This window comes from Lactonifactor sp. BIOML-A5 (genome assembly GCF_009677585.1).
Lineage (GTDB): Bacteria > Bacillota > Clostridia > Lachnospirales > Lachnospiraceae > Lactonifactor.
The window spans coordinates 139,005-161,419 of record NZ_WKYV01000006.1 but is presented as its reverse complement, the minus strand read 5'-3'; the positions used below and the strand labels follow the sequence as shown (position 1 = coordinate 161,419).

Sequence of the window (22,415 nt, the reverse complement as noted above, 5' to 3'; positions counted from 1 at the left end):
CCAATTTCTTTCCCCACATCTTCCGGTAAAGAAACGAACACCTGTAAGGACCGGGACTATTCTGCTTTCGGACCAGGTATACAGCCCTCTACGTGATAACTCCAGGGCTTCTGCTGGAAGCTCATAAGAGATCCGCCGTCCACATCAATAGTCTCTCCCACCACATAGTCAGACATTGCTGTACACATGGCCAATACCACCAGTGCAACCTGATCCGGACTGGATGCCACGGGTACCTCTGCCCCGTACTGCATCCGATCTGCCGCCAGCTCCTGGCCATACAGCTCAAATGCCTCGGAGGAATTGCTGACGGCACCGTATGTTGTCATCCCGCCTGGAGCAACGCAGTTGACACTGATCCCGTATTGGTGCAGCTCCTTGGCGACCCCCTTAGTCAGGCTGACCACTGCCCCCTTAGCCGCATTGTAATGGGTCATCATACCGATTTTAGGAGTGTCGGATCCCTTATGCGCCACAGAGGCGATAAATACAATCTTCCCTCTGATTTTCTGACGCACCATAACACGGGCAGCTGCCTGGGCAATAAAATACTCTCCCTTTAAATCTGTGTTTATGACATGATCGAAGGCTTCCTCCGGCATGTCAAGGAAGGAATACATAGACCAGGTAGCAGCATTAGCTACGACAATATCTACCCTCCCGTACTTTTCCACAGCAAAGTCCACGGTTTTATAACAGTCGGCTACCTTTGTCACATCCGTCCGGCACCAGATTACCTCCCGTCCTTTTGCCCGGAACTCCTCTTCCGCCTTTTTCCCTCTGACTTCGTTCCGGGAAGCGATGATCACAGATGCCCCGCCCTCCGACAGGCGATTTGCCACACAATAGCCAAGTCCGGTGGCTCCGCCTGTAACTATGGCCACCTTCCCTTTCAGATCTGTACAGAAAATCTCCTGCAGACTGCGTGTATCCTGGGTGCTCATTTGCGTCAATCCGAGTATCATTTTTTCTGTTAATTCCATTCAGATTCCTCCTTTCCTAACGTTAACTGCGGCCGGTTAACGTGTGTTTTATCGCTGCCCAATCCCTATATTTTTATTTTACTTGAATTCATTTTGCGGAGATATTACTCAAATGTAGAAAGATATATTATCTCAACAGGTACTATTATTTTGTCAGTTACTGTGTTATAATTAACAGTTATAAAAACTGCCGCCCCAGGGATACTTTCGTCCCTGGGGCGGCAGTGCTTTTCTTCCTTATATACTTCAGCATTCTCATAGGCATCTTAGGTTGCAGGCTTCTTCCTTTCTACTCCTGACATACAATACGGTTATTCTTTTTTTCATATGCCACGGATGTCTCCTCTCCGTGACCACAGTGGATTACCGTATCCTCCGGAAGTGTAAATATCTTTTTTCTGATACTTTCTTTTGATTGAGGCACATCTGCCCCCGGAAGATCACTGCGTCCTATCTCTCCCTTGAGAATGGTGTCTCCGCAGAATAAATGCCCCGGAATACAGGCAGATAGTCCTCCCGGGGTATGTCCCGGTGTGGTCAGAATTCTTACCGCCTGAGTTCCAAGATACAGGGCATCATGGTCCTTCAGGGGGATTTCCAGAGGAAAGACCGGAACCGGAGACCTGTGAACCAGGTCAGCTGCGTTCCATCGGGAATCCGTAATGAATTGTGCGTCCAGAGGACTCATACAAATCCTGGCTCCTGTTTCCTCCCTAAGCTTTGCCGCGCCTCCTATATGGTCAAAATGCCCATGAGTGAGCAGAATATATTTCAGCTTCAGGCCATGCATCTGCAACTCTCTCCGGATTCGCTCCGGTTCTCCCCCCGGATCAATGACAAGTGCCTCTTTACTATCCGGTGTATATAGCAGATAACAATTTACCCTCACCGGATCGGCCAAAAGATGATAAGATATATATTGAATTCCATCGTCCATCCTATTCCTCCAATCCTAAAACATTTACCATTCTCCCTGTCTTCCTTACCGCTTCAGCACGGGATCCGGGAACAAAAAGCTGAACACAGCCTGGAAACCTGGCGCTAACACAGATAGCGCCCAGAAGGCAGAGCTCTTTTATTTCCTTACACAGCCTGATCCGCAGCAATCAGCTCTTTCATCTTACGCACCCCATCCTCCGGCATCGGTTCAAAATTACCGAGGACGTTTGCATAATATGCAGTTGTAGCCATTTCTTCTGTATAGATGGTTGCCGCCATGGCTCCCTTCATATCTTTGCCGCAGCAGAACATTCCATGATTTTTCATAAGAACAGAACGTCCGTCCTTTCCCAGTGCTTCCACTACCCTTTCTGCCACTTCATTGCTCCCTGGCATTGTAAAAGGAACTTTTCGCACTGGAGCAAATTCACACTGAGGAGGGGTAACCGGAAGCAGTTCCCCCTCTCCCATGGCCATGATTGTTGCAAACATTCCATGGGTATGTACCGTTGCCCTTACATCTGGTCTGGCACGCATTACTGCTGTATGCATAGGTACCTCCGAGGATGGCTTGTAGTTTCCATCCAGCCATTTGCCGTTCAAGTCTACAATAGCGATATCCTCCGGCTGCATTCCTTTGTAGGGAATACCACTGGGAGTAATTGCCACAACATCCTCTGTTTCGTCCCTCATGGCAATATTTCCAGAGGTGCCTTTGATCAGCCCCTGTTCCACTGCATCCAGAATTGCCTCTAATACTTGTTTCCTAATAGTTTCATACTTCATAATCTCAATTTCCTTTCCTCTGTTTTTTCTTTCTCTGTGCGGAAAACATATTGCTGCTTTAGGGAACTGCCCCTTTATCCGCCCGCTCCATCCCTTTGTCTGTATGTTCCGCAATATCCTCTGCAACCCGGTAAAAACTTCCCAGATATTCCCGCTCTTCCCTGTTTAATATAAGAACCAGTACTTTTTTTATATTCCGGAACTTTTTCCAGGTAAGCATATAGTTCAAATCTGCCGCGCAGAACAAGGTATCCTGTGATGATGAGCCAAAAGTGTGGGCAAAAAGCACTCCATGCTTTAAGACTGAAATGTTCCTCTCCTCCCAGGTAAACTTCCACTCAGGATCTGTGTAGAGACAGCACTGCAGATTTTCCTCTATCAAGCTCAGGACTGCGTCCAGCTCCATTTTGTAATCAATCTCCAGCATAAGCTCACTGCGGAAATAAGCGGAACGTGGTCTGGGAAGCTTCGCATACATACAGTCATCCTCCGCTTTGGAAATACAGCACTGGATTTGTTCCTGCTCTTGTCTCTCCAAAGCCGGAGATACCGTAACCACGGGCACTTCAAATTCCCGGAATACATCCATCTGCACGGTTGTGATAATAAATGACGGACATTCTGCCTCCATCTCTTCCCTGTCATACACGGGATAAGGGCCTAAAAGCTTAACTCTGTTCCCGAACTGCCGCCGAATTTGCTCTGTGAGATAATATGTCAGACCAAAATTCAGATGGCTTACCACAGCCGCCTTAATTCTTCTGCTGTTCTGTGTTTCCAGATACCGGTTCCGGGCACTTACAAGCAGAGGGAGCAGATAATTTTCTTCCTCCGGCCCAAGTTTAACCCCGCAGAAGTTCTCCAGACGTGTACACAGACCGGCTGCTACAGTCCCCAGGAAGGGGTAATTTATACGCATTTCATTCAACAGATACCGGGTCTGGGGCTGTACAGAGATCAGCCCGTTTACCAGCGCCTCCATATGGAACAGCATATCCCCGCAGAACCTTTCATCTCTGCTTAAATCCCAGCCGCAGTGCTCCCTGATTTCAAGCAGAACCGTCCCCAATGCTTGGCTGCATGCCGGGTGGGTCTTTGCCTGGACTTCGTCTATAGATTTCCTGTGAAAATTCAGAATACTAAGCTGGTCCAGGATATTTGACAGCCAGGCAGCTTCCCCCTCTTCTACAGAGAGCTCCCAGGCTTCGGAGAGACCGTCCAGTAGTTCCCGGACCGCTGCTTTCGGGCACAGATCCTCACAGGAATACTCTACGTCCTTCAGATACAACGGCTTATCCTCAAGAATCCTTACATAACATACGGCAATTGCCATGGTCATATAAATCAACCCGAAGTCGTCCAGGGCAATCTTATACTTTTTGAGGATATCCTTCACCATCAGACGGATCTGCTCCAGAACATCAGACTCTATTCCATCCTCTCTCAGCATAACCCCTTCCCTGGAATCATAGTCCCAGTTTTCACAGTAGAGGTGAATCAGGATATTTCTGCGTTTGATCTCATCCTCCTCAAACCGGATAAGGGTTCCTTTTCTCTCCATTTTAAGAAATGGCTGATGATCCGTAATTCTTGACTTGATTTCCTTAAGATCACTCTCCAGTGTTGTTCTGCTAACGTAGAACTCCTCTTCCAGGTCACAGAGCTCCCAAAAATCCCCGCTTTTTGCGAATCTGCGGATCAAGCTGCGGATCCGGTCCTCTCTGGTCTGAAGGCTGTCCTTTTCCGAAAAAAGACTGTGAAATACTTCCCTGTTATGGATTTTCAGCAGATATCCCTTCCCGTGAAGCGCCTTTACCTGTATCCCGTATTGCACCAGAGACTTGTTCATCTGCTGAATATCACTCCTTACGGTTCTCTCTGATAATTCCAGTCTTTCTGCCAGTTCCTTTCCTGTCACGATACCGTGCCGTCCGTTCAGGAAAAGCAGCAGCTTTTTATGCCGTGCAGGCAATACCAATCCTTCCATCCTGCGCCCCCCTATCCTGCCTGCTGCGCTCTAGTCAGATGAATAACTCTGTTATTATAATTGTAACACGAATTTTACTTCCCATGAATTCTTATGTAAAAAACAACTTCTATTCTTGGGGAAGCAGTACTACTTTAATCGCCTCCCCGGTTCTGGTCAGCCGGATACCTTCCTGGATCTTATCCAGAGGCAGCCTGTGGGTTATGAATTTTTCCGTGGGAAATACCGGAGAAACCGCAAGCTGAAAGGCACGCTTTGACTGACTGTAGGAGGCCCCGAAATGACCTTTGATCCAGATATTGTTGTAGTGGATCAAGTTACCGTCCAGTTCAGTCAGAGAGCCTTTGGGCACCCCGCCGAAAAACACTGCAAGCCCGCCCTTTTTTACCATATGGATACTCTGGGCCTGGGTAGCGTTGGCAGGTGTGGCAGATATCACTTTATCAGCCCCTCTGCCTGCGGTCAGCTCCATTACTGCTTTTATAGGATCCTCCTTCGTGCTGTTTACAGTGAAATCTACGCCGAACTCTTTGGCCTTATTCAGGCGGTTATCATTAAGGTCAATCATAATCACTTTGGCAGCCCCCCGGATCTTGGCAAGCTGTGCCATAAAGCACCCAATAGGGCCTGCCCCGATAATTGCCATGATGTCCGGATAACCTGCCTGTATATTTTCCAGGCATGCAAATACAGAAGTTAGCGGCTCCCCCAGACTTGCCGCCTCAAAGGTAACATTCTCAGGAATCTCATAGATACCTCCACGGCGGATTTTTTCTCCTTTTACCGCCACATACTGGGCAAATCCCCCGGTACCTGCCAGTGATCCCACTTCTTTATCAGAGCAGTTCTCGCTGTGGCCGCTGATGCAGTCATCACACTCCATACAGTATGTCCCCGGAAACAAGAACAGCCTGTCACCTACTTTATATTTTGTTTCCTGGGGTCCCGCCTCATCTACAATTCCAACAATCTCATGTCCGTAGATAAAGGGATAGTTCCCCTTTCTGGAATCTGTAGTTAGATTCCGGATGTCTGAGCCGCACAGGCCTACTGCCATAATTTTAAGAATCAGGCCATCCCCAGGACATTCTGGTTTTTCTGTCATCTCCACCCGGATATCATTTGGCCCATACATTACCGCTGCCTTCATTTTCATACTGAAATTCTCCTTTCCTGTCATTGTGTTTCCTTGCTGTATCCAGTGTAAGAAATTATTCCTGCAGGTTCAAAAAGGGATTTGCCGCTTGGAAACGGCAAAACCTTTTTTGCTCTTCCCGCGTGTTTTTAGTAAGATGTAACAAAACAAACTGAGGAGGGAAAAACCTATGACCAATACCAAAAATTATCTGCTGGGAATGGATTTGGGAACAACAAATATAAAAGCTATTATTATGGATGAGGAGGGAAATGTGGCAGCGTCCGCACAGGAGGCCAATGCGCTGGAGTTTCCCGGACCGGATATGACGGAACAGGACCCCGGCCTTTGGTGGGAAAATGCAGTGAAAATCTTGCAGTCCGTCACGCAGCAGGCAGGTCCGGATATTACTGCCAGAATCAGGGGGATCTCTGTCAGCTCCCAGACCGTTACTCTGCTTCCTCTGGATCAAGAAGGAAACATACTGAGGCACGCCATGATCTGGATGGATAACCGTTCTGCCAATGAACTGAACTACCTTATAAATGCCATTGGTTTTGACCGTTATGTATCTATCATTGGCGCACAGCCTGATGTGGCCTTTCTCCCAAATAAGATTCTGTGGTTTAAAAAACACGAGCCGGACTTATTTGCCAGAACCCATAAGATACTTCAGGCAAGCTCTTACATCAATTATAAGCTGACCGGAAAAATGACCATGGATATGGATCAGGCCGCAAGGTGCCAGTGCCTGGATATTCATACATTAACATGGTCCGATGAAATATCTCAGGTCATCGGTACAGATCTGAACCAGATTCTCCCCCGTCCTGTTCCGGTCAATGAAATTATAGGCACTGTTACAGAAGAGGCGGCACGTGTCACCGGATTACTCAGCGGAATCCCCGTAGCAGCCGGAGCCAGTGATGCCATGGCCTCCATGTATGCTACCGGCTTAAGCCAGCTTGGAGAGGCCGGGGAATCCTCAGGCACAACCTCTCTTGTCTTTGTGGGCGCCCAAAAGGCCAGTGCCCCGGATCTGCCTATTGTCACAAAGCCCTGTTCTATCAGCGGGATCCCTTATATCTTCGACGCCCCCATCAATACCAGCGGTGCCTCTCTGAAATGGTTTCTGGATACCCTGGGACAGCCGGAAACCGACTATGCCCGGAAGCATCATATCAACGTATACGAGTACCTCAATCAACGGGCAGCAGAAGCCCCGGCGGGAAGCAACGGTCTTCTCTATTTTCCCTATCTTCTGGGAGAGCGTGCCCCCCTCTGGAATTCCCACGCCAGGGGAATGTTTATCGGCCTGTCTTTGTATACCGGAAGAGAGGATATCATCCGTTCCGTTATGGAAGGCACTGCTTTTGCTCTGCGCCATGTCATGACTTCCATCCAGGAAGCCGGTGCAGGCGCCAGATGTCTGAGAATCACGGGAGGCGGGGCCAAAAGTAAAGTATGGTCACAGATAAAAGCCTCTATGCTGCGTATGCCGGTGTATCTGCTGGACGAAAAATCCGGAGATGTACCTTTTGGAGATACATTGATTGCAGGCAATGCCGTAGGTGTATTTCCAAATCTTACGGATACCATTCAAAAGATCATTAAAGTAAAGGAAATGATTCAGCCTGAGGAAGAGTGGGCCAACGTTTATGACAAGCTGTATCCATACTATGTTGGGATGTATCAGGATCTGGACGGCAGTCTGCGCAGGCTGAAAGAAACCATGGAGCATATTCCGTAACTGCATTCGTCACCTTTCCCGGCCTCCTGCAGTCACCAATGCGTGATACTGCAGGAGCCTCATGTTACAGTTCCATCGCCTGCTACACTCTTTTTGCCGCATAATAGGCTGCATTCACCGCCTGGTAAATCTGGCCCACATTGCTGCAGTCTCCGATAATATAAGCTTCCTCCACCAGACTGCAAAAGGCATCCACCCGGCCATAGGGAGCCCTGAATCCCAGGGCGCAGACTACGGAATCTGCCTCCAGTATCAGTTCTTTCCCGTCTTTTTCACAGACAACTCCCCCAGGTATAATCTTTTTTACCTTCGTATTCACATAAACTGCGGCAGCCTTCTCAATCTCAGGCAGCAGTCCACCCCGGTAAAAAGAGTTCACTTCTTCCGCAACCTCCGGCTTCATCTCTACAATCGTACAATCTCTGCCCTCCCGGGAGAAAGATACCGCTGCCTCACTTCCCACAAGGCCTCCGCCCATAATCACAACCTTTTTCCCAAGCTTCTCCGGATGAAGCTCTGCGTCCACAGCCATCCGCACATGCGGCAGATCCATCCCCTGAATGGGGGGTACCAGTTCTTCAGAGCCTATAGCAACGAACAAAGCATCCGGGGAGAATTCTTTGATGTACGCTTCTGTCACTTCGGTATTAAGCAGAACTTTCACTCCGGCCTGCCTGGTTCTTCGAATCATAACATCACAAAATTTCCGGATATCTTCCTTAAAAAAAGCAGAACCCGCAGGATGCAGATTTCCTCCCAGACGGTCAGACTTTTCAGCCAGTGTCACCTCATGTCCTCTTTTGGCTGCTGTTATGGCTGCCTCCATTCCGGCAGGGCCTCCTCCTGCCACCAGAATCCTCTTCCTGTATTCCGGTGCCTTTTCAGGGAATTTTTCTGAGATTTGCTGCCCCATAGTGGGATTTACCGTACATTTTACCGTCTCGCTTTTGCTGGTCTCCCCAAAGCATTCATAGCAGCGCAGGCATGGAGTAATGTCCTCTGCCTGTCCCTTCCGGGCTTTTTCCGGCAGATAAGGGTCTGCCAGGAGTGCCCGCCCAATCTCTACAAGATCTGCCTGCCCGCTGGCAATAATCTCCTCCATCTGGGCAGGATCATTCAGGGATCCAACACAGGCAACCGGTTTTTTTACATGCTTTTTAATCTCAGCTGCCAGATAGACATTCACCCCCCTGGGATAGAAAGCCGAGGGGTGGGTACGGCAAAACAGCGCAGGATCCTCATGATTCCCGCAGGAAATGTTAAACAAATCTACTTTGTCATCAATCATCCCTGCTACCTGGATGCATTCATCCAGATTCAACCCGGCCTCTGTCAGATCATCCCCTGACAGACGCACCTCAATGGGAAATCTCGGTCCCACTCCTTCCCTCACTGCGTCCAGTGCCATGAGCAGAAATCTGGCCCTGTTCTCCAGACTTCCTCCATATTGGTCTGTCCTCCGGTTCATAACCGGGGACAAAAACTGGGAAAACAGCCATCCATGGGCGGCATGGACCTGTACCATATCAAACCCGCAGTCTCTGCAGAGTTTTGCCGCTGTTTTATAGGATTCTATAATCTCCAGAATCACAGACTCCGGCATCTCGTGCACCTCTCCCTGAGGGGTTATCTCATGGCTGGGTCCGTAGGCCACCTCACAGGTATCCTGATCTCCTCCCACACTGGCAAGACCTCCGTATTTTCCCCCGTGGGACAGCTGAATATTGGCATAGGCACCTGCATTATGTATAGCTCTTGCCGTCTGAGCCATTCCCTGTTTCACTCCGAAGGAATCCAGCTGCAGCTGCTTATTGTGAGATTTTCCTGTGGCTGAATGTACGATGGCCTCTCCATAGGTAACCACACTGACGCCTCCCATAGCCTTTTCTTCCAGATAGGCTGTCATCTCCGGCGTAAAATGCCCTTCCGCTGTAATCATACTCGGGCTTGTAGGGGCAGCTATGATCCGGTTCTTCAGGCGGATATTACCGATCCTGAGGGGAGAAAACAAATGAGGATACGCCTCACCTTTTTTACAACACATTTTATCCATAAATTCTCCTCCTATTTTTGTACTTTCCAGATATATTTTCTCGGTTTGCCCTCCAGATAAGCAATCACTTCTTCCCCCATCATGGTACCTGACCATTGATCCACATCTGTGGTAAGCCCGGCCATATGGGGCGTCAATGTCACATTTCTCATGGAGAGCAGGGGATGATTGGCGGGAATGGGTTCTTGCCAGTATACGTCAATGGCAGCCCCTGCTATGGTTTTGTTCTGAAGTGCCTCCACAAAATCCCGCTGGTGGATGACTGCGGCTCTCGCCGTATTGATCACATAAGCCGTGGGTTTCATTCTGGAAAACCATGTCTGGTCTACCATTCCTTTGGTAGAAGGCAGTACGGGCAGATGGATGCTCAGCATATCGCTGTTAGCTAACAGGGTATCCAAATCTACAGCCCTGGCTCCGTCTGCCTCTATTTTCTCTCCGGGACAGTAAGGATCGTAGGCAATCACTTCCATTCCAAATGCCATAGCTCTCACTGCCACTTCTCTTCCGATGGCTCCGTATCCTGCAATTCCAAGGGTTTTTCCATACAATTCAAATCCAATGCCATAGTCGGTAAAAGGATGATTCTCATCCAATGGTCCCCAGATTACATTTTTCACATCCGGAACTTTGTATACATCTTCCGCCGGTGCCCCCAGGTGCTCTCCCTTTTGCAGTCCTGTGCTGCTAAGAGCCAGGTTCCTGGCTGCGGCAATCATCAGGCCCATGGTAAATTCCGCAACTGCAACCCGGTTTCTCCCCGGTGTATAAGACAGTTCCAGTCCCGCTTCCGCAATGGCGCCCCAATCCACAGTTGCCGGTGTCCCCTTTGCCACGCCCATGAATTTCATTCCCTGTTCTGCCCATGCGCCAATCGTGTCCCGTCCCGCTGTTTCGTCTCCCAGAATAATAATCTCATTTCCCAGACATTCCTCTTTTGTCTGTTCTTCCGTTGTATTTCCTTTGCCGTGCCTTAATTCTCCGCATATGGTCACTTCACACTGTTCTTTAATCACCCCCAGCTGTTTCTCGGGAATCGGCGTACACAATGCCATTTTTTTCTTCATTTTTCCATCCTCCATTTATTGAAAAGTCCGTCACTCTTTTGGGAGCACCGGCTGTTTATTTGCCTGTCCTGTTTTTATCACCGCCGCCAAAGCAGCTGATACCGCCATGCCTGCTGCGGCTATGATATATACATGACCAGTGGTTACATCTTTAAAAATCACCCCAGAAAGGGTGTTCAATACTGCTGGGGAAATCATCTGTCCGATACACATAAAACAGGTAAAACAGGCGGATGCCATAGCTGTGGCAACCGGGGGGACTGCATTTGCCACCTCCACCATGGCAGTAGGAATAAACATTCCCTGTGAGAATCCGCAGAATACAGCCCCTGCCATAAGCATCACAAACTGGTCCGGAAATACCACCAAAATGGCCGCCCCCACTGCAAAGCTTGCCATTGCAGCCGGCAGGGTACCTGATTTAGTCACCCTGGTAATTCTGCCCAGTACCATCCCCATTACAATCTGCGCCCCGGAAAATATTCCGGTAAGGGTTCCCGATACTCCGGTGTCTCCCCCAAGGGCTCCGCTGATGTGCATGGCAATATTTGTCGTAAATGTAATCAAAAAAAGAAACTCCAGAAATCCCAGCAAAGAAATCTGGAACACTTTGCGGTTCAGCCTGATTTTTTCTGTACCTGAGGTTTTGGCTGTCCCCGTCTCTGGCAGCATAGCTGCAATAAGAATCATGGCAATAAACCCAATCGTATGTGTGGCATAGGCATTGGCAAAACCAAATTTTCCAAGGATTCCCCCAAGGGTGGTTATCACCACCATTCCGGCTCCCACGCTGGCCGCCTGTATTCCCATCACAGATACCCGTTCCTCCCCCTGGAAAAACTCTGCCACCACCGCAGTATTAAGGGCAGTGGCCAGGCCAAGTCCTATGCCGAAGAGGATACGGCAGATAAACAGCAGCGCAAAACTGTCTGACAGAAATGGCACAAATCCTGTAATTCCCGCTACCAGGCTGCCGAAAATCAGCAGTTTTTTCTTACTGATTTTAACAACAAGCCATCCGGATAGAATTGCCACAGCCATGGCAAGCAGAGCCGGACCTGTGATGAGCATCTGGATCAGGCTTACATTTACTTCCGGAAAATGATTCTGAATCTGCCCCAGCACAGGGGATACCGAATACTGAAGCCCCTGGGTAAAGGAGATGCACACAATGGCAGTAATAATCTTAATTTTTTTCCCTTTGCTCAATTTCTTTTTCCTTTCTTCCTCTGCTGCAGTCATTTTTATCCTGTATGTCTAAAAGGCTTTGTGAAGGATTTCCAGAACCTGTTCCTTTGTCACTCCCTGCCGGGGATTAAATCCCAATACCGGTTCATGGAGGACTTCTTCCGCCAGCATCTCCAGATCCTGTTCCCGGATCCCCTGTTCCGACAGCGTTTTGATCCCCAGTTTCCTGGTCAGGGCCAGGAGTTCTTCTGAGAGAAGATACTTATCCTTTTCCAGATTCCCACTTAGTTTCAGGCCGATGGTTTCTGCCATATCTGCCATTTTTTCCGGGCAGCTTTCCGCGTTAAAAGCAATGACATAAGGCAGTACTGTGGCATTTGCCATCCCGTGTGCCAATTTAAAGTGTGCGCTTAGTGTATGGGCAATCCCGTGAACCAGCCCCAGGTTCGCGTTGGAAAACCCGAAGCCTGTAATCACGCAGCCCAGCATCATCTGCTCCCTGGCCTCCATATCAGAGCCGTCCTTTACCGCCCTGGGAAGGTTATCATAGAGTATTTTCAGTCCTTTCAGAGAATTGTACCCGGTCAGAGGGGTTGCCATATTGGAAATATAACTCTCTACTGCATGAGTAATGGCATCCATACCGGTAGCCGCCGTGACAGATGCCGGCATGGTTTTTGTGAATTCCGGATCAATAATCACTTTGGATGGCACAATTTTATTGTCAATCACCACGTATTTCACTACTTTTTCAGTGTCGATCAGAGCACAGACATTGGTGATTTCACTGGAGGTTCCCGCTGTAGTGGGAACAGCGATTAGCGGAAGCACCGGATATTTCACAAGACCTATCCCCCCGTACTGCCCGATGGGACCGGGATTCGTCATCAGCACATTAATGGCCTTCGCAAGATCAATGCTGCTGCCGCCGCCAACCGCCACAAACACATCCACTCCTGCCGCCCGGGCAATTGCCGCTGCCTCTTCCACAGTCTCATTGGTGGGATTGGGGATTACCTTATCGAAAATCACTGTTTCAACCTCAGCCTTATGTACAGCGGCTGCCACTGTCTCTGCAATCCCTGCTGCTTTTACACCGCTGTCATATACAAGCATTACTTTTTTTGCTCCGTACTCTTTTAAGATATCCGGCAGCTTATAAATGGAATCCCGTTCGAAGACAATGTCACTATTTACAAAAAATTCAAACGCCATTTTTCATTCCTCCTAATATTCCAGTACTCTCCGGTGTGTCTGAAAAATCAAAACCCTGAAAGATGCACACTCCCCGGTATTTTTTTGCCTCTTCTTTTCCATCCAGCACACGGGCGGCACCGGCCGCCATAGCTTCCATTTCAAATTCCCCCGGGTAGGCCGTCACTGGTGCTATCCATCCGCAGGCTTCTCTGATCTGGCCTACCAGATCTTCGTTATACACCATACCGCCCCCCAGAAGGATACCGTCTATCCTGCCGTGGAGAACTGCGGCCATGGCCCCGATGCATTTGCTGATCTGGTAAATCATAGTATTCCAGAGCATCTCTGCGTAACGGTCCCCGTCTGCCGCCCGTTTCGTCAGTTCCAGGGCATCTGAGATGCCCATATGGCTGACAAATCCCCCGCTGTTAGTACAAAGTTTTTTTACCTCTTTTAGGTCTTTTCCTTTACAGTACTCAAGCAGTTCCGCTGCCCCAATGCTTCCGCATCTGGTAGGGGCCATGGGGCCTTCTCCCCCTACAATGTCAAACCCGTCCACCATCCTGCCTTTTCTATGGGCAGAAACAGAGATTCCTCCTCCGATATGGCAGACTATAAAATTGCAGTCTGCATATGGTTTTCCTAGGTGTTCAGCATGGCGGATGGCCGTCTCCTTCAGGTTTAGCGCGTGGAGATGGATGACCCGAAACACGCCTTTTATGCCCGTCATTCTGGCCAAATCCTGCAGTTCATCCACATCAGGGGGATTTACCACAAAAGCCTCTCCGCCGTAGCGGTCTGTCAGTTCCTTTGCAATGCTGGGCCCCAGGCAGGCCGGATGCAGGACCCCATTGGCACAGTTCAGGGAATGCTTCAGCACCAGTTCATCGATTCTGTAAGTACCCCCTTCCATTGCCAGAAGGCCTCCTCCCCGACCTACACATGCGTCAAGGCCGTCTAATTCCACCCGGTTCTCCCTTAAGAGTTCTTCAATGGTCTCCTTGCGGTACCCCATCTGTTCCCCCAATGTTTCATATTTTTCCAGGATCTTTGCATCGTGGCTCACATTGGCGGAGAAAATTTTTTCATCCCCCTGGAATAATGCTATTTTAGTGGAAGTAGAGCCGGGATTTACTGTAAATATTTTATATGTTTTCATCAGCAGTCCCCTTTCTGAGAAGCCGCACGGATCACCAGCATCGCCAGATTCCCCAGCATTTCCTCCACCGGAGCGCTTCTGGAAAAGTCGCAGACCGGCCGTGCAAATCCCTGAAGCACCGGCCCGTAGGCATTGGCATGGCCGAATATCTGAATCAGTTTTACTCCGATATTTCCCGCATGGAGATTGGGAAATATGAGGATATTAGCCTTTCCGGCCACTTCACTCTCCCATTTCACTTTTTTTGCCGCCACTTCCGGTAAGATCGCGGAGTCCAGCTGAAATTCTCCGTCAACTTTAAGTTCCGGCCGCAGTCTGCGCACAATCCCTAGTGCTTTGCGGACCACCTCCAGGCTTTCGTGCTCGGAACTGCCGCAGGTGGAAAAGGACAGCAGCGCCACTCTCGGTTCCCATCCCAGCAGAGCTTTTGCCGTCTCCGCAGACGATATGGCAATTCCGGCCAGATCCTTTGCATCCGGCTGGGCTGTTATGGCACAATCCGCCAGTCCCAGCATCGTTCCCTCCGGTCCGCAAAAACCTGGAATATCCGCGATTCCCAGACTGGATGGACTTTCTACCCCTTCCTGAAGCCCTACAATACTCATAGCTTCAAATACCACATCTCCTGTGGAATACTCCTTACCAGCTGCCGCACAGTCTGCCTTCTGCAGCTTCAGAAGAAACATCGCCGCCCGCACCGGATCCTTTGCTTTCCTGAACACAGCCTTTTCAGAAAAGTCTTCGTATACGGCCGTGTATTCTTCTGCCAGTTCTCTGCGGTTTTCTTCACTGCTGCAGTCATAATAGTCAAATCCTTCCGTGGATACGCCCCACTGTGCCGCAGCATTTTCTATCTGTTCTCTTACCCCCAGCATTATCGGAAAGCCGATACCTGTCCGGACTGCCAATTCAGCAGTCCTCAAAATATCTGGATTTAATGCCTCCGGAAATGCGATTCTTCCAGGGGCGGCTTTTGCCTTTTCTGTCATCCTGCGAATAAATTCATTCATATCTGTCTCCGGTCCTCCCTTGTAATGACACAGTACCTTTATTCATCCAGCAGTTCTGCGACATAGTCTGCCGCCTCCCCAAAGGTTTTGCAGCGTTTGAAGTTCATATACGGCACTTCCGCGTCAAACTCATCCTCCAGAAATGTGGTAAGCTGGGAATAATGGGCTGATTTTGGATTCATGGATGCAAATTCTGTGTTTTCATTTAAAGATGCGGGATCTGCGTTCCAGATACTGCTGGCTTTTTCTATGATTTTGGCTAAAATTTCTTCTCTCATTTTTTCACTCCTGTTCTTTTTGTGTTCTTAGCGAATGATTATATCTCCGTCCTGAAATCTTGGGGGAACCACTGGTATCTGCAGGAAGGATTCATACCTGCCTCCTGTATACACAATGTGTCTTCCTTTATTGTCCGTGTCCCAGGTAAGAGGTTCAAACCAATCCTCACGGATATAACGTCCGGCAATCTGCACCCGTATCTGCTGGCCTTTGTGCCAGAAGCGGCTGGTGGGTACAAGCTCAATATCCACCGGGACAATTTGACCTGGTTCCAGCTTTTCCTCGCAGGTATGAGCCTGCACCGGACAGTAATCGGTAGACAGCTTCTCGTCCAGCTTCCTTCGGGAGACTCTCATCTTCCCCCAGACACCCGGATGGGGTTCCCCGAAGAGGGTGATGGGAAGGAAGGTTCCGTCGGTACTTAATTTCTGGACATTGATAAACAAGTCCATATCGTTGTAGCTTTCGGCAGCCACATACAGGCGAAGCTTCATATATCCGGTGAGTTCCGTATCTTCCTCAAACCTGTAGTCAAATGTGATCTCTTCTTCTGCGCTGTCATAAGCCGCTTTTGCTTCCCCTTCCACCGGTTCTTTTTTCATACTCATATCCGCTGCATCCAGATACAGCTTTTCATATTTGGTCCGCTTCAGAGGAAAGTTCTCTTCCGGCCGGTTAGTCATATAATTAAATTCTCCTGTATCCTGTACCTCGATTCTCACCTTGGGGGTAAGTTCCCATCCATTCCTCTCCAGCTTCAGGTAACGGGCAAAAAAGCGCTCCAGCTCCTCCAGATTTTCATAGCTATAGGCATCCGGCCACTCAAAATTTCTATGCACCCTCAGCCATTTCTTTCTGGATTTGCACTTGCGGAAAGCATTGATGGACCCCCTCAGATGGAAATGATTCCAGCAGGCTGCCTGGTATACCGGAATTGTGACATGTTCAAAAGCCGGGTTCTTATCCTTCCAGTAGGCACAGTTGATGTAAGGGTATTTCTCCAGATTGTCCGGCATACTGTCCATATAGTTGGGTCCGCAGGCCTCCTGCATCACCAGACGCACAAAAGTGTGGGCAGGAATTCCGCCTTCAGCCAGAGATTCCCGGTACATATCCGTGGTGGACTCCCAGGGCGCTATGCAGGCCAGGTGGGGCGGGCATTGTGAGGCGATTCTCCACTGTGTCATGGCAACACAGCTGTTGCCTGACAGTGCACATCTGCCATTGCACCATTCCTGTTGGGCTGCCCACTCAATAAAATCATACCCATCCTTTCCGTCCTGGGTTCCAAACTGTACAAAATCTCCCTCTGAATGGCCGATCCCCCGGGGATCTACATTGGCCACCGCATACCCTCTCCTGCACCAGAACCCTGGATCCGGGCTTTCAAACTTAGACATATCCGATACGGTCTGGGGAGGCACCCCCATGATCTGCCATTCAGACTGCCCGTCAAAAGGCCTTTTTCCATAAAAACTCCAGGAGATAACGAGGGGATATCTTCCCTCCTCCTCCGGTTTATAAATATCTGCGTAAATAGTCACTCCGTCCCGCATTTTTACCGGTACATCCTGCATACAGATGATTCCGTCCTCCGGTGAATAGACACGCCGGTTCATAGGCGGCTGAATCTTAGCATGTTCCCTTTCCTCCACGGACATTGCCTCATACTCTTCGGGTGTGCAGGGTTTCATCATCTTTGTCATAAAGATCTCCACCGGTTCCCCGGACATATCCACTGTTTTAGTAATTCTGTCTGCCAATTTGATATCCTCCTTTTTCGTGTCTCCCGCATGAAACTTTGTTTGTCACCAGGATGCCTGTTGAACTGACAAAGTTTTCTGTGCTATAATTTCTCTGGGATAACCTGTTATGTCTCCAGTTTAAGTGTTTCTGTCCAAAGATCCCATGACACTTTTGGCTGCATTGTTCAATTTGAACACTTCTTATAAATATGTAGAATTTTATTTAAATCATTGCCCCGGGAAAGGAGAATTGACATGACTGAATCATCTGCCGGCAGCAAACCAGCGAAATCAGAACTGACAAAAAAAAGAATCATGGAGACCTATCTTGCTATCGTCCCCTGTAAGAAATGGGATAAGATTACAGTAAAAGAGATCTGTGCAGGAGCAAATATTACAAGAGGTACCTTTTACCAGTATTATAGTGATATCTATGATTTAATGGAGCAGATAGAGAACGCTCTGATCGACGATTTGACAGAGAAGTACCATGCTATTGTAAAACACCCCAAAACTTTTTATCCCCCGGAGCGCTTTGAAGAAAAATTTGATTACAGCCCGCCCAGGTTTTTAAATGTCTGGTTCGAATTCTGCCGGAATAACCGGAAAGCCATGGCGGTGCTGCTGGATCCTCAGAACGGGGATACCTACTTTGTTAAAAAATTAAAAGGGATATTAAAAGACTATATCAATACCATGATGGATGATGACGGCATGCCCAGAGACGGCCTGCGAGAATATTTTGTTAAGATTTTCATGGAACTTCATTTTCTGGCTGCCCGAACCTGGCTGACCTCTGAGGACGATGAGTTTCTTTCCGTACATGAGATTATCAACCTGTTAAACACCATGCGGGTGGGCGCCAATTACCTCACCTACCGGCGCCTCACCTCTGAGGACTTTGACATGAAAATGGAGGTGCCAAAAGAATCAGCACCCCCGAAAGGAGAACGGCCATGATCTACGGTATAGGTACAGATATCCTGAATATCCGAAATATAGAAAAAGCGGTATCGGACATCACCGATCCCTTTGTGAGAAAGACATATACGGAGAACGAGCTTGCATTAATCACAAGCCGCCCCCTTCCCCTGTACAGCTTCGCCACAAGGTTTTCCGGCAAAGAAGCCGTTTTTAAATCCCTGTCCGCAGACGGAAACAGCCTCCGTCTCAACGAAATCGAGATCCTGGAAAACGAACTGGGACAGCCAACCGTTACCCTCCACGGAAACGCCAAAAAACTGGCGGAAGCAAAGGGGATTTCACAGATACTGATCTCTTTATCTTATGATACGGACTATGCGGTGGCTTTTGCAACAGCAGTTCTGGAAAGATAAGGTTTTGTGTATGTGAAGCGCGGGGTTACTTAGTCGGCGAGCGGAGCGTCGCAGACGGACGGTCAAGGGAGGAGGTCTTGGATACCCATGAGACGATACCCAGGTTACGCCACTAAATCTCAATTCTCCTCCTGTCAATCATCATCTTAATACTATCATGCTCCTCTTTCCCCAATTTATAAAAATACATAGTAACAAAAACCCCCAGAAAACTAAAAACAGGCAGTCCGATAAAAGCCACCCGGACAGCATCAAGAGCTGCCGGTGACTGTACCAAACTGCCTCCATTATACCCGCCCAGATATAGAATACCTGTGATTCCTGCGGTTGCCAGGGCACCTGCCACCTTGCTTACAAAGCCTATCAGTGCCGTCTGGGTACCTGCCAGGCTTTTTCCTGCCAGGTATTCCCCGTAATCCATAGTGTCAACAGTAATTGACCAGTAAAGCGGCTGGGAGACTCCGTAACACACAGCGTACAGCATAAGCCCTGCCATAACCAGCCCGGTTCCTTCCCCCAGCCATATGCCCAGAAAGCCCACGGTCTGAAATACCGAACAGGCCATAACGGTATCTCTCTTGGAAAAATATCTGATGATTCTTCCTGAAACTGCCATTCCCGCCATATTTCCCACAGTCATACAAGATATCACCTTACCCATCACAGTGATATCCCCTACAATATACGTAAAATAATAGGACATAGCTGCAAACATTCCCACATACCCCAGAAGCCAGGAAAAAGTATACGGCAGAACAAGCAGGTAAGGCTTATTTCTGCCCAGATATGTCATATCTGACCGGATACTGCTTTTTTTCTCATTTATCAAAGGTGGATTAATCTCCCGTATGGATGCCACACTGACTGCCATGATCACGCTGACAATTGCGGCAAAAGCCATGCTGGTTCTGCAGTACGCGAGTGCCTGACTGCCCCCTCCCAGGGATTTCAGGAAGCAGCTGGCCAATGTGGCAGCAATCATACTTCCCAGGCTTGCGAAGATGGTTTTTGCCGTAACAATCTTATCCCTCTCCCCGGAGTCAGCACTCAGAGAGGGAAGAATAGATGACATAGAGATATTAATCATAGTGTAGCCAAAGGTAACCATCATGTACGTCCCCCAGGCCCAGAGAGTCTTCCCCGTCAATCCGGTATCCGGGGATGTAAATACCAGAACCATCCCAAGGCCCAGAACAGGTATCCCTCCCAGCATCCAGGGGCGGCTGCGTCCCACTGGGGTATTCGTCCGGTCAATCAGCCGCCCCACCAGGCAGTCCGTAACCGCATCAAATATCTTAGTTGCCAAGAACAGAACCGACACCCTGCCTGCTGGAAGGCCCACCACATCCGTATAATAAATCAGCAGATATGTATTCACCAAAATATAGCCGATGTTGCACGCCAGTTCCGAGATTCCGAACCCAATCCGCTGACGCCACAGAAACCCTCTGGACAACTCCCCCGCTTTCCCCAATGCCGCCTTCTCCATCATGTATACCTCACTTTTTTCTAGTGTTATCTAAAACACTTTTAATAATATCATAGCAAAAAGTGTGCATATTTTAAATGGAAAAAAGTATTTTTAGAAATTTCCCAAATCCTAGCCCTATATATCCCGGGTTCTATAACTTGCTTACTTATTTAATATCCACCCATATACTATCATAGTCTGAGCTTTTCACCGCTGCATGTACAAATTTCACTCCTTCAGCCCCTTCTTCTACCTTTGGATAGTCCGCCTGTGCCGCTGCTTCCGGATTGCCTTCCAGCATCCTGCAGACAGCCTCCATAAAGCCATGATAATGATTTGCCACTGCAAACACCAGGCCCTCCGGATGCCCGGACGGGATATGATTGAGTTCTGCCGCACTTCCTGTGATGTATCCTGTCCCCCTGTGATAAATCTGATCCGGCTGTCCTTTTTTTACTACCTTCAGATAGTTGGGATTCTCCTGAACCCACTCAATTGCCCCATTGCTTCCGAAGATACGAACCACCAGACCGTTGAGATGGCCTGCACATACCTGTGAACTGCTGTAGATTCCATGGACCCCGTTTTCGTACTCCACCAGGATGTTGGCATTCAGATCCAAGTCCATGCCGTAATTGTCCAGGGCTGCGCACACCCGTCTGGGATGGAGTCCAGTCATATAGGCTACCGTATTTTCAATATGAGTTCCAATATCTCCAACGCAGTTGGAAATACCGGATTTGGCAGGGTCCGTACGCCAAACGGACAATTTGGTTGTACTCTGGTCTCCTCCGCCGATTTCATCTATCAGCCAGTCCTGGAGATATTCGGCATTGACGTTGACAATCTCACCGATCTCTCCTTCTTCAATTAATTTTTTTGCCAGTTTAACCATTGGATAACCGGAGTATGTATACATTACCCCAAAAAGCAGCTTTTTCTCACTGGCAATGGCACACAGTTCTTCTGCCTGTTCTGTGGTAAAACACAGAGGCTTCTCGCACATAACATGGATCCCAGCCTGCAAAAATGCCTTGCTGATCTCATAATGGGTAGAATTAGGGGTGACTATGCTGACAAAGTCAATCTTATCCTCCCTGTCCTTCTCTCCCGCTGCCATTGCCATGTAATCGTCATAAATCCTGTCTGCTGAAATCCCGTAAAATTCTCCGCATTCTCTGTTTTTTTCTTCCCTGGAACTGAAGCAACCGGCGGTCAACTGTGCCGTCTCTTCCAGGGCAATTGCCTTTCTGTGAACACCTCCGATAAAAGCTCCAGGTCCTCCGCCTACCATACCATATCTAAGTTTTCTCATTTTACTTCCCTCCCATCTTTTGCTTAATTCGCAATAGCACTGTCAAATGCAAAATCGGATGCGCAAAAATCAATCTTTCTCACAAATGCAGCAGCTTCTTTTGCCCCATACTCACGCTCCATGCCGCTGTCTTCCCACTCGACTGAAAGAGGTCCCTGATACTCATAAGCATTCAACACACGGATTATGCTCTCAAAGTCAACATCACCGTGGCCAAGGGAACGGAAATTCCAGCCTCTTCTCAGATCCCCGAAGTCAATATGTGAGCCCAAAAGTCCGTTTCTTCCATTAAGAGTAACGGCTGCGTCTTTCATATGTACATGGTAAACCCTGTCAATAAAATCTTCCAGGAAAAGATGAGGCGTAACCCCCTGCCAGATGAGATGGCTGGGATCAAAGTTCAGCCCGAACTCCGGCCTGTCTCTGAATTTCTCCAGAAGCCTCTTGGTAGAGTAATAGTCAAAAGCAATCTCCCCCGGATGTACTTCCAGCGCAAATTTAATCCCGTTATCTTTAAACACATCCAGAATAGGTGCCCAAAGATTATAAATCTCCTGGTATCCCTGCTCAACCATTTCCTCTGTTGTCTGGGGGAAGGAATAGATATATTTCCAAATGGGTGAGCCCACAAATCCGGTAACCACATAACAGCCCATTTTTTTCGCCGCTACAGCGCAGTATTTCATAGTTTCAATGGCCCAGGCACGGATCTCATCCGGCTTATCTGCCAGCTCGGCAGGTGCAAAATTATTCAGGCGGGGATCGTTATAGTCCCCCACGCACTGACCAATGATATGTGCGCAAAGAGCTTCACATTTTAAATCATATTTTTCCAATACTGCTTTGACCTCTGCCACGTAGGCATCATCCTCTGCCGCACGTTTGGGATCCAGATGCTGTCCCCAGCAGGCCAGCTCCAGACCGTCGTATCCGAACTCTTTAGCCTTCCTGCAAATCTCATCCAGTTCCATGTCTGCCCATTGGCATGTCATAAGTGTTAAAAGTCTGCTCATA

19 protein-coding genes are annotated in these 22,415 nt (G+C 48.7%); 3 read left to right on the top strand and 16 right to left on the bottom strand.

Features of this window, described 5'->3' with window-relative positions:
• Positions 1 to 56: 56 nt before the first annotated feature.
• The 5 genes from GKG41_RS06520 to GKG41_RS06500 all read right to left on the bottom strand — a co-directional run bounded on the left by GKG41_RS06520 (position 57) and on the right by GKG41_RS06500 (position 5,851).
• Positions 57 to 983 (bottom strand): SDR family NAD(P)-dependent oxidoreductase, encoded by a 927-nt coding sequence (locus tag GKG41_RS06520; protein ID WP_154257735.1) that lies wholly within the window; start codon positions 981 to 983, stop codon positions 57 to 59.
• A gap of 289 nt (positions 984 to 1,272) precedes the next feature.
• Positions 1,273 to 1,920: an MBL fold metallo-hydrolase gene (locus GKG41_RS06515; protein WP_154257734.1), complete on the bottom strand. Its 648-nt coding sequence runs from the start codon at positions 1,918 to 1,920 to the stop codon at positions 1,273 to 1,275.
• 146 nt (positions 1,921 to 2,066) lie between these two features.
• The gene (locus GKG41_RS06510; protein WP_154257733.1) at positions 2,067 to 2,708 is read right to left on the bottom strand and encodes a class II aldolase/adducin family protein; all 642 of its coding nucleotides are present in this window, start codon (positions 2,706 to 2,708) and stop codon (positions 2,067 to 2,069) included.
• A gap of 58 nt (positions 2,709 to 2,766) precedes the next feature.
• Positions 2,767 to 4,695: an HTH domain-containing protein gene (locus GKG41_RS06505; RefSeq protein WP_154257732.1), complete on the bottom strand. Its 1,929-nt coding sequence runs from the start codon at positions 4,693 to 4,695 to the stop codon at positions 2,767 to 2,769.
• A gap of 109 nt (positions 4,696 to 4,804) precedes the next feature.
• Positions 4,805 to 5,851 carry a zinc-binding dehydrogenase gene (locus GKG41_RS06500; protein WP_199884585.1) on the bottom strand — a complete coding sequence of 349 codons (1,047 nt, stop codon included), beginning with the start codon at positions 5,849 to 5,851 and terminating at the stop codon, positions 4,805 to 4,807.
• A gap of 169 nt (positions 5,852 to 6,020) precedes the next feature.
• Here GKG41_RS06500 and GKG41_RS06495 point away from each other — a divergent pair, with 169 nt between their 5' ends.
• Positions 6,021 to 7,580 carry an FGGY-family carbohydrate kinase gene (locus GKG41_RS06495; RefSeq protein ID WP_154257731.1) on the top strand — a complete coding sequence of 520 codons (1,560 nt, stop codon included), beginning with the start codon at positions 6,021 to 6,023 and terminating at the stop codon, positions 7,578 to 7,580.
• An 82-nt stretch (positions 7,581 to 7,662) separates the two neighbouring features.
• Here GKG41_RS06495 and GKG41_RS06490 read toward each other — a convergent pair whose 3' ends face one another.
• The 8 genes from GKG41_RS06490 to GKG41_RS06455 are packed head-to-tail and all read right to left on the bottom strand — an operon-like array spanning position 7,663 to position 17,296.
• Positions 7,663 to 9,633, bottom strand: coding sequence for an FAD-dependent oxidoreductase (locus GKG41_RS06490; protein WP_154257730.1), 1,971 nt, complete (start codon positions 9,631 to 9,633; stop codon positions 7,663 to 7,665).
• Positions 9,634 to 9,644: 11 nt separating this feature from the next.
• Positions 9,645 to 10,700 carry an NAD(P)-dependent oxidoreductase gene (locus GKG41_RS06485; RefSeq protein WP_154257729.1) on the bottom strand — a complete coding sequence of 352 codons (1,056 nt, stop codon included), beginning with the start codon at positions 10,698 to 10,700 and terminating at the stop codon, positions 9,645 to 9,647.
• Between the two features lie 30 nt (positions 10,701 to 10,730).
• Positions 10,731 to 11,909 (bottom strand): MFS transporter, encoded by a 1,179-nt coding sequence (locus GKG41_RS06480; protein WP_243140981.1) that lies wholly within the window; start codon positions 11,907 to 11,909, stop codon positions 10,731 to 10,733.
• Between the two features lie 48 nt (positions 11,910 to 11,957).
• The gene (locus GKG41_RS06475) at positions 11,958 to 13,103 is read right to left on the bottom strand and encodes an iron-containing alcohol dehydrogenase (protein ID WP_154257727.1); all 1,146 of its coding nucleotides are present in this window, start codon (positions 13,101 to 13,103) and stop codon (positions 11,958 to 11,960) included.
• Positions 13,093 to 14,244, bottom strand: a complete 1,152-nt coding sequence (gene buk / locus GKG41_RS06470; RefSeq protein ID WP_154257726.1) for a butyrate kinase — start codon at positions 14,242 to 14,244, stop codon at positions 13,093 to 13,095. The genes GKG41_RS06475 and buk overlap by 11 nt, the downstream gene beginning before the upstream one ends.
• A complete protein-coding gene (locus tag GKG41_RS06465) occupies positions 14,244 to 15,254 on the bottom strand; it encodes a phosphate acyltransferase (protein WP_154257725.1) in 1,011 nt (336 codons plus the stop codon). Before GKG41_RS06465 ends, buk begins: the two co-directional genes overlap by 1 nt.
• A 38-nt stretch (positions 15,255 to 15,292) precedes the next feature.
• The gene (locus GKG41_RS06460; protein ID WP_154257724.1) at positions 15,293 to 15,532 is read right to left on the bottom strand and encodes an acyl carrier protein; all 240 of its coding nucleotides are present in this window, start codon (positions 15,530 to 15,532) and stop codon (positions 15,293 to 15,295) included.
• Between the two features lie 27 nt (positions 15,533 to 15,559).
• Positions 15,560 to 17,296: a CocE/NonD family hydrolase gene (locus tag GKG41_RS06455; RefSeq protein WP_243140980.1), complete on the bottom strand. Its 1,737-nt coding sequence runs from the start codon at positions 17,294 to 17,296 to the stop codon at positions 15,560 to 15,562.
• Positions 17,297 to 17,533: 237 nt separating this feature from the next.
• On the opposite strand from GKG41_RS06455, the gene GKG41_RS06450 reads away from it, so the two are divergent.
• Positions 17,534 to 18,238 (top strand): TetR/AcrR family transcriptional regulator, encoded by a 705-nt coding sequence (locus GKG41_RS06450; RefSeq protein WP_154257723.1) that lies wholly within the window; start codon positions 17,534 to 17,536, stop codon positions 18,236 to 18,238.
• Positions 18,235 to 18,615 carry a holo-ACP synthase gene (acpS, locus tag GKG41_RS06445; protein ID WP_154257722.1) on the top strand — a complete coding sequence of 127 codons (381 nt, stop codon included), beginning with the start codon at positions 18,235 to 18,237 and terminating at the stop codon, positions 18,613 to 18,615. Before GKG41_RS06450 ends, acpS begins: the two co-directional genes overlap by 4 nt.
• A gap of 112 nt (positions 18,616 to 18,727) precedes the next feature.
• On the opposite strand, the gene GKG41_RS06440 is transcribed toward acpS, so the two are convergent.
• The 3 genes from GKG41_RS06440 to GKG41_RS06430 all read right to left on the bottom strand — a co-directional run bounded on the left by GKG41_RS06440 (position 18,728) and on the right by GKG41_RS06430 (position 22,414).
• A complete protein-coding gene (locus tag GKG41_RS06440) occupies positions 18,728 to 20,107 on the bottom strand; it encodes a glycoside-pentoside-hexuronide (GPH):cation symporter (protein WP_154257721.1) in 1,380 nt (459 codons plus the stop codon).
• 145 nt (positions 20,108 to 20,252) lie between these two features.
• Positions 20,253 to 21,401 (bottom strand): Gfo/Idh/MocA family oxidoreductase, encoded by a 1,149-nt coding sequence (locus GKG41_RS06435; RefSeq protein ID WP_154257720.1) that lies wholly within the window; start codon positions 21,399 to 21,401, stop codon positions 20,253 to 20,255.
• A 23-nt stretch (positions 21,402 to 21,424) separates the two neighbouring features.
• Positions 21,425 to 22,414, bottom strand: a complete 990-nt coding sequence (locus tag GKG41_RS06430) for a sugar phosphate isomerase/epimerase (protein WP_154257719.1) — start codon at positions 22,412 to 22,414, stop codon at positions 21,425 to 21,427.
• Position 22,415: the final 1 nt, after the last annotated feature.